This is a genomic window from Jeotgalicoccus marinus DSM 19772 (assembly GCF_000425825.1).
Lineage (GTDB): Bacteria > Bacillota > Bacilli > Staphylococcales > Salinicoccaceae > Jeotgalicoccus > Jeotgalicoccus marinus.
This window is the reverse complement of the sequence record NZ_AUEE01000004.1, coordinates 83,869-99,648: the sequence shown is the minus strand read 5'-3', so window position 1 is coordinate 99,648 and position 15,780 is coordinate 83,869. Positions and strand designations below refer to the sequence as shown.

Here is a 15,780-nt window from a genome sequence, read left to right as displayed (position 1 = left end):
GATAAATTATTAATTACTTTCTAATTTCTAAAGTTCGTTCAAGTTATTATTATGTAGTATCTAAGTTGATTAAATTTATTATATAAGTTCCGAGCGATATTCTAAACTCAAACAAAAAAATGGTGGAGAAATTTTCTCCACCATTTTTCTTACCCAAATAAATTAATAAAGAATACAATTATCGGAATATTAATTGTATCGACTAAAAATGCTCCAACTATAGGTACAATCAAAAATGCAGTTCTTGATTGTCCGAATTTCTCAGTGAGTGTACTCATATTTGCCATTGCAGTAGGAGTAGCTCCTAAACCATGTCCAATCATACCATTCAGCATTACGACTGCATCATAATTTTTACCGAGTAATCTAAACACTACAAAGATAGTATAAAGAATAATAAATAGCACATTTACAGAGACAATCAATAGGATTGGTAAAGCTAAATCTGCTAATTCCCACAACTGTATACTCATCATGGCCATTGCTAAGAATATTCCTAAAGCCACTGTTCCAATAGAATCATTCATTGACGGCTTAAAATCAAATTTAATATTATCTTGGAAGTGGTCAATTATTGATCTCACAATGATAGCAACAATCATTGCTCCTACATAATTTGGTAATACGAAGCCTGTTAAATTTGAAAAGGTATCTCCGAGATATGAACCTAAAGCCATTGAGAAAGTAATAATACCTAAATATACAAAGAAGTCAGAAGTTGTGACTTCTTTTTTTGAGTTTAAGTTCTCTAAAACTCCTTCCTGTATTTGTTCATTATCTGGCCCTTTTAAATTATGTTTCTTAAGAAGAAAGCGAGCAACTGGACCTCCAGCTATCCCTCCGGCAACTAAACCTAATGTAGCTGCTGCAATCCCAACTGTTATTGCGCCTTCAACTCCAATACCTTCAATAGTACTACCGAATGCTGCAGCACCACCATGTCCACCAATCATTGCAGGAGAAGATGCCATTAGACCGAGTAACGGATCAATGCCTAATAATGTGGCAATTGACACACCTAGTGTGTTTTGGACTAAAGATAAGAAACCAGCAGCTAGGAGATAAATTATTAGAAGTTTACCTCCTAATTTTATTAACTTAAAACTTGCCCCAAGTCCTACTGTAGTAAAAAATACCAACATGAATAGACTCTGAAGAGAAGTATCTACGCTAATAGTGATTAAATCAAAACTATGTAAAATAAAAATTAAAAAAGAAAACAATAATCCACCTATCACCGGAGCAGGGATGGAATAATGTTCGAGGATACTAATTTTCTTAGCTAGATATGAGCCAATAAGTAATACTAAGATTGCTAAAAATAACGAAGTTACTTGATTTATTTCCATAATATTATCACCTTCTTTATAGGATGTTTTGAATATACATTATAAATGAGCAAAGAGGAAGAATATTTTAGTAAACAATTACAAATATTAATCAATTATCAGAAATATTATAATATTCGTTGTAATCTGAATTATGTACGTTATAATAATTGTATACAATTATACGAATTACGGAGGTGAATCAAAATTTGACTAACACAATAAATGGATTAACCAGAATTTCAACTAAAGATATCGCATACGAACAAGTAAAAGAAAGAATCATTAAACTAGAACTTAAACCAGATTCAACAATTAATAGAGTTAACCTAGAAAAAGAACTTGGGGTAAGTCGAACACCGATGAGAGAGGCTTTACAAAAGTTAGAAGGGGAAGGGTTAGTTGCACAACAAGCTAACGGTACTTTTAAAGTTTCTTCAATATCAAAAAAAGAAGTAAAAGAGTTATTCAAAATCCGCAGTAAATTGGAAGGTATCCTAATCGAGGAAGCAATCGATCATCTGAATCAGGAAAGCATCAACCATCTGACATACTTAACAGACATGATTAAAGTCACTTCTAAGCTCGAAAGTCGAGATGAAACTGAGAATTTCGGCTACAGATTCCATGCTGAAATCTATCGGTTAAGTGGGAATGACACAGCTTTAATTCTATTAGAGCAGCTAAACGATCGGATTAATAGATACCGAAATCTTGCCCATAATAGCAAGTTAGGCATACAGTCATCGTCACATGAGCACGAAGTAATTTTACAGCTAATGATTGAAAAGAATAAATCAAAAGCTGTTGAAACACTTGAAAAACACATACTAGATGCACAAGATTCTGTTGTGCAGTCTCTAGAGGAATATGATACGAATTAACTTTTAAAACAAAGGGGAGATTTTAATGAAATTTGCAGTTATTGGTGGAGGAAACACAGGACAGGCTATATCTGGATACTTATCTTTAAACGGGGATGAAGTTAAGCTATACACAAGTAATCTAGAAAGAGCTCAAATTTTAAACGAAAAAGGACTTTCAGTAAGTGGTGTTTATTCTGGCACCGCTAATTTGGAAGCGCATACAAATATGACTGATGTAGTGACTGATGCGGAAGTTATCATTGTATCTACAACGGCAGATGGTCATAAAAATGTTATCGAGAAAATGAAGGAGCATCTACAAAAGGATCAAATTATCTTATTTATTCCAGGTTATTGGGGTGCATTAGAATGTAGACAAGTCTTGGGCTCTGACATTGAAGACAAGAACCTTATTGTCGCAGAGACAAGTGCACAACCATTTATTAGTAAGGCAGATGATAAAGGAAATGTAGAGGTAAGAAAAATTAAAAACAATGTAATGGTCAGTACTTTACATACCAATACAGAAGATAGAACAAAATACGAAAATCTACTTGAAAAATTCCCACACTTAAACCACGCAAATAATGTCTTAATGACATCTTTAAATAACACAAATGTTGTTGTACACGTTCCTATAGTTGCCTTCAATGCGAGCAGAATAGATTCGGCGCAAAAATTTGAATTTTACCCAGAGGGTGTTTCTAAATTAACGGTTGATTATATTGAAAATCTTGATAAGGAAAGAATGAAGATTGCAGATCTCTTTAACATTGAAACGAAAGATATTCTGTCGTTATTAAATGAATTCTATGGTACAAGTCATGATTCTTTATTTGAAGCCTTACCATCACTATTTCCGGATGGAGCGGGACCGAACACTTTAAATCACAGATATTTTACTGAAGATATTCCTTTTGGGTTAGTACCGATTATGGAGTTAGCAAAAAAACTAGAAGTAGACACGGTTTACACTGAAAAATTAGTGCATATCTTATCTCTATTCTCAGGTAATGATTATTTAGAAACTGGCGTAAGCTTTAACGACTTATCGATTGAAGAAATTCTACAAGATTGTGGATTAGAAAAATAGGGGGAATTGAAATGTTAGAATTCAAAAATCTGAAGTTATCATTTGGTGATAAGGAAGTGCTTAAAGGCGTAGATTTGAATGTAAACAAAGGAGATGTTGTGACATTTATTGGTCCAAGTGGTACTGGTAAAACAACGATTCTGAAGTGCGTAAACTATTTGGTAGAACCAAATGAGGGTAACATGCACCTTGCGGATTTGAGTGTGGATTTCAAGAAAATAAATAAGAAAGAGATTTTGAGTTTAAGAAGAAAAACAGCGATGGTATTTCAACAGTTTAACTTATTTAAAAACAAAACGGTTGTAGAAAATGTTATGGATGCGCAGATTGTTGTTCATAATAAGTCAAAAAGTGAAGCCTATGAGAAGAGCATGGAACTACTAGACAAAGTCGGAATGTGTGACAAAGAAAATGAATATCCATCTAAATTGTCTGGTGGTCAGCAGCAAAGGGTGAGTATTGCTAGAGCCCTGGCTGTAAATCCTGAAATTGTGTTGTTTGATGAGCCGACTTCTGCATTAGACCCAGAGCTTGTTAACGATGTTTTAAGTGTTATAGAAAAAGTAGCAAAAACAGGGGTTACCATTTTACTGGTCACTCACGAGATGGATTTCGCTAGAAAAATATCTAATAAGGTTGTTTTTATGGAGAATGGTTATGTTGTAGAAGAAGGTTCACCAGAACAAATCTTCGAAAAGTCACAAAATGAAAGAACGAAACAATTTTTAAGTAAGTTCTATTTGAAAGAAGCTGTATCTGCAAAATAAGTGATACAAAGGGGGAGTTGCAGATGAAAAAATATTTGGTGATGACATGTCTAGGTTTATTGGTATTACTAGCCGCATGTGGTAATGATGACGATGAAAATGAAGTATCTGCAGACGGTGCTAAAGTTATCGACGTGACTACGCCACCTACTTCTAAAAATTTAAGTTGGCAAGAAGTAGATGGTGAAATTTTAGGTTATGAGCCAGGTGTGCTAAGGGCGGTTGATGAGAAGCTAGAGGATTATGAATTTAACATTCAAGCTGTAGCAGATAGTGCTCAAGAAACAGGATTGAAAACAGGGAAGTACCAATTGAATGTTGGAGGCTTTTATCCCACTCCTGAAAGAGAGGAGCAGTATTTAGTTCCTGAAAATGCGACGGGAAGAAGTTTGATTAAGATGTATGTTAGGCCTGATAGTGGAATTGAAACTCTGGAAGATTTAGAAGGTAAGAAAATCACGCCGTTTACTGCAGGCGGAGGCACAATACAAGTCGTTATAGATTGGATGGAGGAAAATCCAGAATACGACTTGAAATTGGAAGAGTCAAGTGGGGATATTCCATATGCACAAAGAATGAAAGAAATTGATTCAGGTAAATATGATGCATTTATAGGCCCGGCTAACCTAGGTCAAATGGATGTAATTGAAGCAATGGGCTTAGATGTGGTTGAGACTGAACCAATCTTTGTCGGTGAGACTATCATGCTGATACATGACTCAGAAGAAAATCAAAAGTTACTTGAGGAAGTTGATCAAGCTTTAGCGGAATTGCATGAAGAAGGGACACTATCTGAGATTTCTGAAGAGTACTATGGTGAAGATATTTACGATTATCAATTAACAGAAGAGGAAGAATAACATAGTAATTTAACAAAGGGGGCTACATAAAATGTTAAATCCTACAATTACTGAGATTCTGCTTTCATTAATGCAGGTGTCATATATCACATTGATTGTGTTAGTTGTTTCAGCAATTTGCGGGCTGATATTAGGAACAATTTTAACGATTATTGTGGTGAAGAAAATACCTGTACTAAAGCAGATAACAGTCACATTTTCATCGTTTACAAGAAGTGTACCGATAATTATACAACTGTTTATAGTGTTTTATGCACTTCCACCAGTCATTGAAAGTATGGGTTTTAGCACGACCTATATCACTGCGACCGTCGCATCAATCGTTGCATTATCACTATACCACGGTGGTTATCTAGTTGAAGTATTCAGAGCTGCATACAGAGCTTTAGATAAGGGGCAACACGAAGCAGCTGACAGTATGGGGTATACACCAATTCAAAAGTTTAGAAGAATCACTTTACCTCAAACAATTCCAGTAGCCTTACCTGGTTGGGGGAATGCATTGATTCATTTAATTCATGATACATCATTAGTGTTTGCACTTGGTGTTGTAGACATTATGGGACGTGGCCAGTTAATCGCAGCCTCATCTTATGGTATGAATCAGGTGCAAATATTCTTAATTATTGCTGCAATCTATGTTGTGTTGACTTTTGCATCAGATGCAATAATTCGCTTCTTCGAGAAGAAGAACAAGAAATTCAAACTAGATTCTGGTTTAAATACAAAGGGGGCTTAGGCTATGAATTTTTTGATACTGTTTGAGGATTTTGTTCAATTATTAGCAGTTGTACCGCAGACGTTATTGTTGGCGATAACGATATTTATATTATCAATCCTTATTGGTACGGTCATGGCATTGATTCAAGAATATAATGTACCCGTACTCAAACAAATTGTAGTGATAACAAAATTATTATTAAGAGGTACGCCTCTGATTGTACTAATATTCTTGATGTATTACTCATTACCGGATACCGTCACTTACCTATCCGGTCTAGTCGGTCTTGATTACAATGGGACGAATATTCCACCTGCCATTATTCTAATCGTAGCTGTTTCATTTACTGTAGCATCGTTCCAGGCTGAAACAATTAGGGGATCATTTTTATCGATAAATAAAGGACAAATTGAAGCGGCACAATCACTAGGATATACGCCGTATCAAATGTTTAAAAAAATAATTGCACCCCAAGCTTTAGTAGAAGCTATACCTGAATTTAGTAGCTCGTTTTTAATTGTAATGAAAGCAATCTCTTTAGGTTTCATGATTACAGTTGTCGATATTTTTGCAGAAGCACGTCTAATCGCAACGGACAATTCTTATTATGTAGAAGCATTTTTTGCAGCGGCATTAATGTATTGGGCAATATCGGCCATAACGGTTACGCTTTCCAGCAAGTATGAAGAATATTTACACAGTAGAATGTAATGGACAAATTTATAGTGAGGAGTTTTTGATGAAAAGAATAATAATAACTGGTGCATTAGGGCAAATTGGCACAGAGCTAACAGACAAATTAATGGATTTATATGGTGTCGATAATGTTCTACCAACTGATGTACACAAAAATACTGATAACAAATTAATCGCAGATAAAATTGAAATTTTAGATGTAAGAGATTTTGAAAGAATGGATGAATTAGTGAGTGAATTTCAGCCTGATACGATATTGCACATGGCAGCATTGTTAAGTGCGACATGTGAAAAAGATCCACTATTAGCTTGGGATATCAATATGAACGGTCTGGTTAATGCACTTGAGGTTGCCAGAATTCACAACCTGAAATTTTTCACTCCAAGCTCTATTGGTTCATTTGGTGATTCCACACCGAAGAAAAATACACCACAAACGACAATTCAAAGACCAAACACGATGTACGGTGTAAATAAAGTATCAGGTGAACTACTATGCGACTATTATTATGAGAAATTTGGAGTGGATACTAGGGGTGTAAGGTTTCCAGGATTAATTTCACACATAAAAGAACCAGGTGGCGGTACGACGGATTATGCAGTAGATATTTTCTTTGAAGCTATTAAAACAGGCTCTTACACCTGCTTCTTAGAGGAAGATACTTATCTAGATATGATGTATATAGACGATGCAGTTGATGCAATTATTCAATTAATGGAAACAGATCCGTCAAACTTAAGTATAAGAAACGCATTCAATATTACAGCAATTAGTGCGAGTCCTAAATTGTTCTATTCTGAAATCAAAAAACATATCCCTGACTTTAAAGTTGAATATGATGTCGATCCAGTTAGACAAAAAATTGCAGATACTTGGCCAGAAAGTATAGACAGTAGTGAGGCTAAAAAGCAATGGGGATTTGAGCCGAAGTACGATTTAGAAAAGATTACAAAGACAATGTTAGATGCACTAAAAGTTAAATTAAAATAAGTGGTGTTACAAATTCAACCTCTTCCTAAAAGTTTGGAAGAGGTTGAATATGTTTATAATATTATTTACCTACAAATACTTTGTCGATTCATGCTGGACTTCATAAATTGCCTTTGTGATTACTTGCATATCTTTCGCTGTAGGCAAGTCACTAACTGCAATGACATGCTTTTCTACAGGTTGTTGAATTGAAAAGTTCGTCACGATAATGTCTGCTTCATCATTTTAATATACCTAGACAAAACCTGTAGTAGTGTTAGCATTATGGTATTAACAGACAGGAGTCTTTCTTATGAAATATACAATACATAAACCAGCTTTTCTAAATGATATAAACCGAGACAATATATCGGGTGGTTTGATGACAGGGATGTTAGGTATTATCGGGCCGCCTGTCATGGTTATTGAGGCAGCAAATGCCGGGATGTTTAGTCATGAGCAAACGATTACTTGGTTTTATGGTGTGCATTTTTTTGGTGCCTTACTCGGTATGATCATGTCTATATATTACCGCATGCCAATAGTCGGGGCACATTCTTTAACAGGCGTTGCATTTTTAGTTACAGTAACGCCTCATTTTACATTTGAAGAACTAGTCGGGAGCTATATTATTACAGCTCTTATTATAATGGCATTTGGTATGTCTGGGATATTTAAGAAGGTAATGAGTTGGATACCGAGAGAGATTATTGCTGCAATGTTGGCGGGTATTATTTCTTCATACGTATTTGGTCTTATTCCTGCTACAGTCGATATGCCAATCATTGGAATAACTGCAATTGTCGCATTTTTTATATTCCGTAAATGGGATTTAAGAATTCCACCGATGCTGGCTGGCGTATTTACAGCTGTTATTATGTATTTTGTCTTGAATAATTTTGATTTCTCAGCACTGGGTACCACACCAGTTATGCCGACCTTTACGGCCCCAGAGTTCTCGATTTCAGCAATCATATCAGTGACATTACCATTAACCTTGTTAATATTATCAAATGATGCAACGCCTGCTATCGGCGCTCTGGAGAGCAATGGTTATAAGGTACCCATTAATAGCATATTAACATTCAGTGGTATTGCTTCACTCGGGGCGACAATTTTTGGAGGTCAATCTGCAAATGTCGGGGGAATGATGACAACGATCGCATCGGACCATGCGTCTGGTGAAAAATCGACTCGCTATGTCGCTTCAGTAATTTCTAGTATTGTAATGTTGATTTTTGCTATATTTGCCTGGGCACTCGTACCATTAATGTTCGATTTACCGGCGTCATTAATGTCGATATTAACTGGTTTTGTCTTAATCGGTGTATTTGCTTCAACGCTAAGACGTAGTTTCTCAAATCCGAAATATACGATGAGTGTTATTTTTACATTTATTATCGCAGCGTCTGGAGTGACTTATTTTTATATTAGTGCACCCATATGGGCGATGTTAATTGGTACATTGGTTGCGAAATTCATTGAGGACTAAAATTTAATTCAAATCATTCAATATAGTGTATGTTGTTAATCAAAAAGACTGGAAATATTGTTTTGATTATACTATAGTAAAATGTATTGAATATTTGCCGACATAGTTTAATGGTAGAACACAGCCATGGTAAGGCTGCAATACGAGTTCGATTCTCGTTGTCGGCTGTCTTAGACCAACTCAAAATTGAGTTGGTCTTTTTTTTTGTTTACTTATTTGCATTACTTCTAGCTTATGGGTAGTCTAGTAGCTAAGCATGAACAATGGAGGTTAATATGACAACGCTCACTTTACAAGAGGCCATATTTAATGTAAGCAATTTAAGAAATCAAATTACTAAAGAGTACGAGAAGTTCAGTACAGAATTTCGTGTGCCGATTGCGGTGAATAATGAGAAGATTGATAACGATGATAAGGTCGTTAAAGTAAATGAGAATTTAGAGAAAATTAAGGATTTAAAGACAGACTTAATCACTTTAAAAACAGCGATCCATTTGAAAAATACAACAGGCGAAATATCAGTGGATGGCCATGTAATGACAGCATCAGCGACTTTGGAGTCATTGAAGATTGAACGTGATATCATCAATAATATTTCATCAAATATAAACTTTGGTTACGGCAGAGAACGTGTAAAGACGATTTCTGGTGTCGGTATTGTTGAAGAAGGTATTATTAATGAGGACGCTGTTAGAGATTATCTAGAATTACTAGAGACAAGTGTCCATAAGAAATCCATGCTAATCGATAAATTTAACAGTAGCGAAACGATTGAAGTCACTTTGAAGACGATATAAATTTTATTGGTAAAAAGAGACCGATTCCTAATCGAAAAATTGATGGATTACTTTTTACGACTTACTTATCTTTTACGATTTAAGAATACGGACACGAATGATGGAAATCATAGTGATTATTATCTCTTTTGATGGAGGACTTTCCTCAAAAACTTCTGGATGCAAAGTTTTGCCTTTAAGACCATCCTTAAATCAAATAATAAGACTAGGGGTGCACTGCTGTGCTGAGAGATGAAATTCGACCCTTTGAACCTGTAGGTTAGGACCTGCGATAGGGAAGTCTGTGTCGATAAACTTTGGCAACATGGTATTTATGGACTCGGACCGCTCATAAGGTTCGGGTTTTTATCTTGTTTAGTCAAAAGGAGAAATTGATATGTTTACAGATCGATTATGGACACGTGTAGAAGGAATTTGGAAATCGTATTTAGACCATCCTTTTGTGATGGGCTTGGGTGATGGATCTCTTGAAATTGATAAGTTTCAACATTGGTTAAAACAGGATTATGTGTATTTAGTTGAGTATGCACGCTTAATGGCGATTGGTGCAGAGAAGGCACCGGATTTAGATACTATGAATTTATTTGCTGAGTTGTTACATGGAACGTTGTTTGGCGAGATGGAGCTTCATAGAAGTTTTTCAAAACGATTTGGAATTTCAGAGGATGCGCTATTAGAAACTGAGGCGGCTAGTGAAAATACAGCATATACCTCATACATGTTGAATCACGCACAGCGCGGTGATGCAGCTGTTGTGGCTGCATGCTTATTGACTTGTGCATGGTCTTATAACTTTATAGGAAATCACTTAAAGAAAAATTATGACCATGAGGATAATCCATATAAAGAATGGGTGGATATGTATTCAGACACAGAGTTTACTGCATTAAATAATACTGCAATGAAGCTGATGAATCGTTTAGCAGAGGGTAAACCTGAGCGTGAATTGCTTGTCTTAGAGGAAATTGTGGTGAAAACAAGTAAGTACGAGTATATGTTTTGGGAAATGTGTGAAAATAAATCTAATTGGGATGTTATACAAGGAGAGAAATGACTAGGAAATTAATTATTCATAATAATAAGTTTTCTAAATTGTTAAGGGTCTGTAAAACATGTGTATTCCATAATTTCTTTGGGGTAAGGTAGGACTAACATCACGATTCAGTCTGAAAACCTATACTACTTTAAGGAGAGGGAATTTATTATGAAGAAACTCTTAACTGTTACATCATTAGTAGGCGTATTGGCACTTGCTGCATGCGGAGGCGGTTCTGAAGAAGAAGGTACAGAGGAAGGTACAGAAACAGAAGAATCTGGTACAGAAGGAACTGAAACAGAGACTGAAGGCACAGAATCAGAAGATACAGAGTCAGAAGATACTGAATCAGATGACGAAGGTGAATAGAACATTTGAATATCGGCCGCTGGTAAAAACCGGTGGCTTTTTTTCTTGATGCGAATTATTAAAATTTTGTAAGGGTATCATATATAATATATATAATTCGACATATTATAGGAGCGAAAAGAAGTATGAAAATTGGTGTGATTTCTGATTTGCATATTGATCGATACAATGATGAAAACCTTCAACAGAAGGATTTTACCTTAACCTTGGCAAATGAGGTGAATCGTCAATCTCTCGATGTGTTGTTGATAGCGGGCGATATTTCAAACGATCATATGCGGTCTTATCGTTTCATGCAGGCACTGGAACAAATGACAGGCGTTGTGATTTACTTTGTGCCAGGCAACCATGATTTTTGGAATCAATCCGGAGATGATAAGACGACAAATGAGATTCATCAATTTTTCAAAAGCACGAAGTATTATAAAGAAGGCGAACCTGTAGATCTAGGTAACGGCTGGGCAATCGTTATGAATGCCGCTTGGTACGACTATACTTACGCAAGTGACCGCTTTTCCAAAGCGCGTCTTGAAGAGCGGAGTTATTACGGTGGAACATGGCAAGATTTAGTACGTGTAGATTGGGAAAAAAGCGATCCAGAGATATCTTTAGAATTTGCAGAAAAAGCTGCACATGATTTGGAAATGGTAAAGGATAAGAAAATTATTTTAATGACCCATGTCGCAACACATAAAGCATTTAGAGTTCCCATGCCAAACCGCTTATTTGATTACTACAACGCCTTTATTGGTACGTCAGACTTTGACACATTTTATGAGGACTATGATATTAAATACAGCGTTATGGGGCATATCCACTTTCGACACCAAGTTATTGAAGGTGGCGTTAAATATATTTGTGCATGCCTTGGATACCGTAGAGAATGGCGGACAAAAGATATTGTTCATGAGATACGTGATGCCTTAGAAATTATAGAAATTTAAAAAGACCTTAAGGTCTTTTTTGTTTTAAGTTTATTTATTAACTTGTCCGAAAAAATATAAGTGATAGAAGAATTCTATATCGACTGGTAAAGTCAAAATACCGGTCAATGAGTGCTATCTTTGTCCAGTAAAACAAAAGTACCGGCAGATGAATACGCTCATTTGCCGGTAACACTGTTTATTTCTTTTTGATTTCTTCGTATTTAGCGTACCACTCTGGAAAAACTCGCTTGAAGACGACTGGTTTGAACTCTCCATCAACTTTTTTTACTACAAGTAGTGTCGTAGTACCGTGAGTACAAACTTCACCATCTCCGTTGACAATTTCAAAACCGTAGATGGTCCGCATACCTGTATTTTCTTCTACCCAGGTGCGGACAAAGGCACGATCACTGTATTTTAGTGGTTTGGCATAGGTAATATTGACGTTGTGTACTGGGGCTAGGTATCCTTCTCTCTCCATCGCTAAATAATCATAACCGATGTCTTCGATTAGTTTCCGACGTCCGAGTTCAAGCCATTTGATATATGAACCATGATAGATGACACCCATCATATCAGTATCTGCATACAAAATTTGAATTTCTGTTTCTGCTACATATACACTCATTAAAATCCTCCTATTAATACATATTAATATTGTATCATTCTAATACTGTAAAAATCTCCTCGACTTTTAGACCGGAAAAATAAAGGTTATGATAGAATGAGGTAACTAGGAATGGGGTAATAATATGAAATTGCTAACTTTTATAGATTCAGATTCAGGAGATTGTCGTACGGGGGTACTTACTTCTAAAGGTGTACTCGACATCTCTGAAGACTTTAGTTCGATTCAAGAGGTTATGAACCATCAAGGAAAGGCTGAAGCACTGATTGATTTTTATATTGAAGGTGAAGGTGTGGATTTTCTAGAGTATGACAGTCTCATTCTTGGACCAGCTGTTCCTAATCCAGGAAAAATCATTTGTGTTGGGGTAAATTACAAACGCCACGCTGAGGAAATGCAAATTGATATTCCCAAACATCCGATACTATTTTCCAAGTTTAACAACGCACTCACTGCGCATAATAGTACTATAAATATTCCGCAAGGTGTGACTGCAATGGATTATGAAGGTGAGTTAGCGATTATAATCGGGAAGACAGCTAAAAGTGTCAGTAGAGAAGACGCTATGGATTATATTTTTGGTTATACAAATGCGAATGACGTATCGGAGAGAACATCACAATTTAGAACGAGCCAATGGCTAACAGGTAAGACCTATGATGGGTTCTGTCCCGTTGGACCATACATTGTCACCTTAGAAGAACTCGGAGAACCTCATAAATTACGTATTAAGACTTATGTCAATGGTGAGTTACGACAAGATTCTAATACGAATGATATGATATTTAAAAGTAGAAGTTTAGTTAGTTATACTTCCCAGTTTATGACTTTAGAGCCAGGCGATATTATTTTAACAGGAACTCCAGAAGGTGTTGCTTCAGGTTATAAAACAGCAATTAAACCTTGGATAAAAGACGGTGACACTGTAACAGTAGAAATTGAGTCACTCGGTAGATTAACAAATTGTTTTAAAATGGAGTGATAGAAATGCCAGTGTATGGTAAAGTTCACAAACTTTTTGTTGGTAAAGTAAAAACGATTGGTAATCCTAAGGCAGAAGAAAAGATGGATCAAGAATGGCAGACTGGTGCATTCAAAGAAGAGACTAAAGAAGCGGTATTTTTATCGAAAAATGGTTTAGTAGGAGACGAATGTCAGGATAAGAAAAACCATGGTGGTCCTGAAAAAGCTTTGTTTGCTTATGCAGTTAGTCACTACGAAAAATGGCGTGTTGAACTCGCTACTGATGACATTGGACCTGGTGGCAATGGAGAAAATATTGCTGTCTTGCACATGGATGAAGAATCGGTATGTATTGGAGATATTTACGAACTGGGTGAGGCAACCATTCAAGTTTCGCAACCTAGAAGACCATGCTGGAAGCTTGCTAGACGACATGGCGATATTGAACTTGCTAAAAAGATAGAAGATAGTGGGCGGACAGGTTGGTACTTTAGAGTACTTAGAGAAGGTAAAATCAAAAAAGACGATGAATTTAAGTTATTAGAACGCCCAGCATTGGATTGGACGATTGCTCAGATGAATGAGGTGCTTTACCATAACCGCGACAATATTGGCTTACTTGAAAATCTTAGAGACCAAGAATTCACACCAGACAGTTGGGTTAAAACAATCAATAAAATATTAACAGGTGAGGAAATTGATGAATCACCAAGGTTATATGGACCGAATGTATAAAAGACTAGATTTTATTTCTAGTCTTTTTTTACTTGCTCATCCATTCAATTGCTTTTTTTATGCCTTGATCCCAATAAGCATAATCATGTTTACCGGGTCCATCTTCAAATTTTAATTTAACCCCTTTAGAGTGAAGTGTATCAGCAAATTCCAGATTGTCACTGTGTAGTTCATCTTCTTGACCACACATGATATAAAGTTCGGGTAGATTGTTTGAAAGTATCCCATTTTCTATAATAGTGGTGATATCGAGTTCCGTATCTCTTGTAGTAGATACCTCACCAATTATGTTAGCCATCTGAAAGTCTTGCCATTTATAGTTTAATAATTTTTCAGGGTTTGTAGCTGCTGACATGAAGCATGCTTTTGAGAATAATTCTGGATGTTCGAATGTTGTTTTAATCGCTCCAAAACCACCCATAGAGTGTCCGGCAAGGAAATTATCAAGACGATCTAGAGAAAGTGGGAAGATGCTATGAGCATAATTCCAAACTTCTAAGATGTGATCCTCATAACTATGGCCATATTTCATGTTGGTATAAAAACTATTGTCACCGTCGGGGAGAATGATTGCAATACCATAATCATTTGCATAACGCTCAATACTGGTAAAGCGCAGGTATGAATTATAATCGCTTGAAAGACCATGGAGAATCATTAAAGTAGGTAGTAATTTGTTTTGACTCCCTGTGTCATAATGACTATCCGCTTCGGGTAAAATTATATTGAAATAATGATGTTTACCTAATACTTTTGAGTAAAAATTGATATGCATTAGTGCCACTTAATCAAGACCTTTCTCTTTATAAAATAAGAGCAGCCCTACATGGGCCACTCACAAATTAATTGTTAATGGATTGTGCTTTTGGTTCTTTGTCATCAGGGTTATGAGTCGGGTCTAGTTTGCGCTCGACAAATCTTAGACCGAAGTCGATAATGACCGCAATTAATGCAATGGGTATCGCACCAGCTAAAATGTATACTGTACCATCAGTGGCATTAGTTCCTCGGATAATTAAGTCTGTCAGGGTAGGAGCCCCAATAAAGGAACCGATTGCTACGACACCGATTGCCACAACGAGGGCAATGCGGAAGCCACCAATAATAACCGATAATGCTAAAGGTAATTCAATCAATCTTAATACTTGATTACGTGTCATACCCATACTTTTACCCGCATCAGTAATATTATGATCCACACCTTTAATGCCAGCATAGGTGTTTTTTATGATGGGTAATAGAGCGTATAAAAAGACGGTCATAATGACGGTGTTTGTTCCTAAGCCCATAACTAACATTAAAATTGCAAGCATCGCTAGGGCTGGAACAGTTTGAATAATGTTAGCCAAAGTGATGACAAAACCGGACAGTTTTGAATAACGCGCAATCATTATACCAATTGGTACACCGACAATCGCAGCAAATAACACACCGTAGACACTCATAAGTAAGTGGTCTAAGAAGAGTCGGAACAAGTAAGGGAAGTTATTGGTAAAGTAATCAAATAGTTCAACTAATAAGTTACCATCCATT

The 15,780-nt window shown here is 36.1% G+C and carries 19 protein-coding genes, 1 tRNA gene and 1 riboswitch; of the genes, 15 read left to right on the top strand and 5 right to left on the bottom strand.

Annotated features, from left to right (window positions below; genetic code table 11):
• Nucleotides 1–149: 149 nt before the first annotated feature.
• A complete protein-coding gene (gltS, locus tag H624_RS0101945) occupies nt 150–1,349 on the bottom strand; it encodes a sodium/glutamate symporter (RefSeq protein ID WP_035855698.1) in 1,200 nt (399 codons plus the stop codon).
• A 188-nt stretch (nt 1,350–1,537) separates the two neighbouring features.
• Here gltS and H624_RS0101940 point away from each other — a divergent pair, with 188 nt between their 5' ends.
• From H624_RS0101940 to H624_RS0101910, 7 genes are read left to right on the top strand one after another with little or no spacing between them, the layout of a single operon-like run.
• Nucleotides 1,538–2,212: a GntR family transcriptional regulator gene (locus H624_RS0101940; protein WP_026866085.1), complete on the top strand. Its 675-nt coding sequence runs from the start codon at nt 1,538–1,540 to the stop codon at nt 2,210–2,212.
• Nucleotides 2,213–2,237: 25 nt separating this feature from the next.
• Nucleotides 2,238–3,287 (top strand): NAD/NADP-dependent octopine/nopaline dehydrogenase family protein, encoded by a 1,050-nt coding sequence (locus tag H624_RS0101935; RefSeq protein WP_026866084.1) that lies wholly within the window; start codon nt 2,238–2,240, stop codon nt 3,285–3,287.
• A gap of 11 nt (nt 3,288–3,298) precedes the next feature.
• Nucleotides 3,299–4,054, top strand: a complete 756-nt coding sequence (locus H624_RS0101930; protein WP_026866083.1) for an amino acid ABC transporter ATP-binding protein — start codon at nt 3,299–3,301, stop codon at nt 4,052–4,054.
• 23 nt (nt 4,055–4,077) lie between these two features.
• Nucleotides 4,078–4,914 (top strand): transporter substrate-binding domain-containing protein, encoded by an 837-nt coding sequence (locus H624_RS0101925; RefSeq protein WP_026866082.1) that lies wholly within the window; start codon nt 4,078–4,080, stop codon nt 4,912–4,914.
• A 31-nt stretch (nt 4,915–4,945) separates the two neighbouring features.
• Entirely contained in the window at nt 4,946–5,653 is a 708-nt protein-coding gene (locus H624_RS0101920; RefSeq protein WP_026866081.1) for an amino acid ABC transporter permease, read from the top strand.
• A gap of 3 nt (nt 5,654–5,656) precedes the next feature.
• Nucleotides 5,657–6,346 carry an amino acid ABC transporter permease gene (locus H624_RS0101915; protein ID WP_035855693.1) on the top strand — a complete coding sequence of 230 codons (690 nt, stop codon included), beginning with the start codon at nt 5,657–5,659 and terminating at the stop codon, nt 6,344–6,346.
• A gap of 28 nt (nt 6,347–6,374) precedes the next feature.
• Nucleotides 6,375–7,322 (top strand): NAD-dependent epimerase/dehydratase family protein, encoded by a 948-nt coding sequence (locus H624_RS0101910; protein WP_026866079.1) that lies wholly within the window; start codon nt 6,375–6,377, stop codon nt 7,320–7,322.
• Nucleotides 7,323–7,391: 69 nt separating this feature from the next.
• On the opposite strand, the gene H624_RS12905 is transcribed toward H624_RS0101910, so the two are convergent.
• Nucleotides 7,392–7,526, bottom strand: a complete 135-nt coding sequence (locus tag H624_RS12905) for a hypothetical protein (protein WP_281170722.1) — start codon at nt 7,524–7,526, stop codon at nt 7,392–7,394.
• 88 nt (nt 7,527–7,614) lie between these two features.
• Between H624_RS12905 and H624_RS0101900 the strand changes: the two genes are divergently transcribed.
• The 6 genes from H624_RS0101900 (at nt 7,615) to H624_RS0101875 (ending at nt 11,939) form a co-directional block, all read left to right on the top strand.
• Nucleotides 7,615–8,793: a benzoate/H(+) symporter BenE family transporter gene (locus H624_RS0101900; protein WP_026866078.1), complete on the top strand. Its 1,179-nt coding sequence runs from the start codon at nt 7,615–7,617 to the stop codon at nt 8,791–8,793.
• A 96-nt stretch (nt 8,794–8,889) separates the two neighbouring features.
• Nucleotides 8,890–8,960: transfer RNA gene (locus tag H624_RS0101895), tRNA-Thr, on the top strand.
• Between the two features lie 108 nt (nt 8,961–9,068).
• Complete coding sequence (locus H624_RS0101890) at nt 9,069–9,590, top strand: hypothetical protein (protein ID WP_026866077.1); 522 nt, start codon at nt 9,069–9,071, stop codon at nt 9,588–9,590.
• 197 nt (nt 9,591–9,787) lie between these two features.
• A riboswitch (TPP riboswitch) is annotated at nt 9,788–9,885 on the top strand.
• Nucleotides 9,886–9,966: 81 nt separating this feature from the next.
• Nucleotides 9,967–10,644 (top strand): thiaminase II, encoded by a 678-nt coding sequence (gene tenA / locus H624_RS0101885; RefSeq protein ID WP_035855684.1) that lies wholly within the window; start codon nt 9,967–9,969, stop codon nt 10,642–10,644.
• A 150-nt stretch (nt 10,645–10,794) separates the two neighbouring features.
• Nucleotides 10,795–10,995 (top strand): hypothetical protein, encoded by a 201-nt coding sequence (locus H624_RS0101880; protein ID WP_026866075.1) that lies wholly within the window; start codon nt 10,795–10,797, stop codon nt 10,993–10,995.
• 125 nt (nt 10,996–11,120) lie between these two features.
• A complete protein-coding gene (locus H624_RS0101875) occupies nt 11,121–11,939 on the top strand; it encodes a metallophosphoesterase (RefSeq protein ID WP_026866074.1) in 819 nt (272 codons plus the stop codon).
• 178 nt (nt 11,940–12,117) lie between these two features.
• Here H624_RS0101875 and H624_RS0101870 read toward each other — a convergent pair whose 3' ends face one another.
• Entirely contained in the window at nt 12,118–12,549 is a 432-nt protein-coding gene (locus H624_RS0101870) for an acyl-CoA thioesterase (protein WP_035855668.1), read from the bottom strand.
• Nucleotides 12,550–12,673: 124 nt separating this feature from the next.
• On the opposite strand from H624_RS0101870, the gene H624_RS0101865 reads away from it, so the two are divergent.
• Together H624_RS0101865 and H624_RS0101860 are read left to right on the top strand one after the other, a co-directional pair.
• Nucleotides 12,674–13,531, top strand: a complete 858-nt coding sequence (locus tag H624_RS0101865; protein WP_026866072.1) for a fumarylacetoacetate hydrolase family protein — start codon at nt 12,674–12,676, stop codon at nt 13,529–13,531.
• 5 nt (nt 13,532–13,536) lie between these two features.
• Nucleotides 13,537–14,247 carry an MOSC domain-containing protein gene (locus H624_RS0101860; protein ID WP_026866071.1) on the top strand — a complete coding sequence of 237 codons (711 nt, stop codon included), beginning with the start codon at nt 13,537–13,539 and terminating at the stop codon, nt 14,245–14,247.
• Nucleotides 14,248–14,275: 28 nt separating this feature from the next.
• Here the strand turns inward: H624_RS0101860 and H624_RS0101855 are convergent, their stop codons facing one another.
• A complete protein-coding gene (locus H624_RS0101855; RefSeq protein ID WP_026866070.1) occupies nt 14,276–15,031 on the bottom strand; it encodes an alpha/beta hydrolase in 756 nt (251 codons plus the stop codon).
• A gap of 58 nt (nt 15,032–15,089) precedes the next feature.
• Entirely contained in the window at nt 15,090–15,779 is a 690-nt protein-coding gene (locus tag H624_RS0101850) for an ABC transporter permease (RefSeq protein ID WP_026866069.1), read from the bottom strand.
• Nucleotide 15,780: the final 1 nt, after the last annotated feature.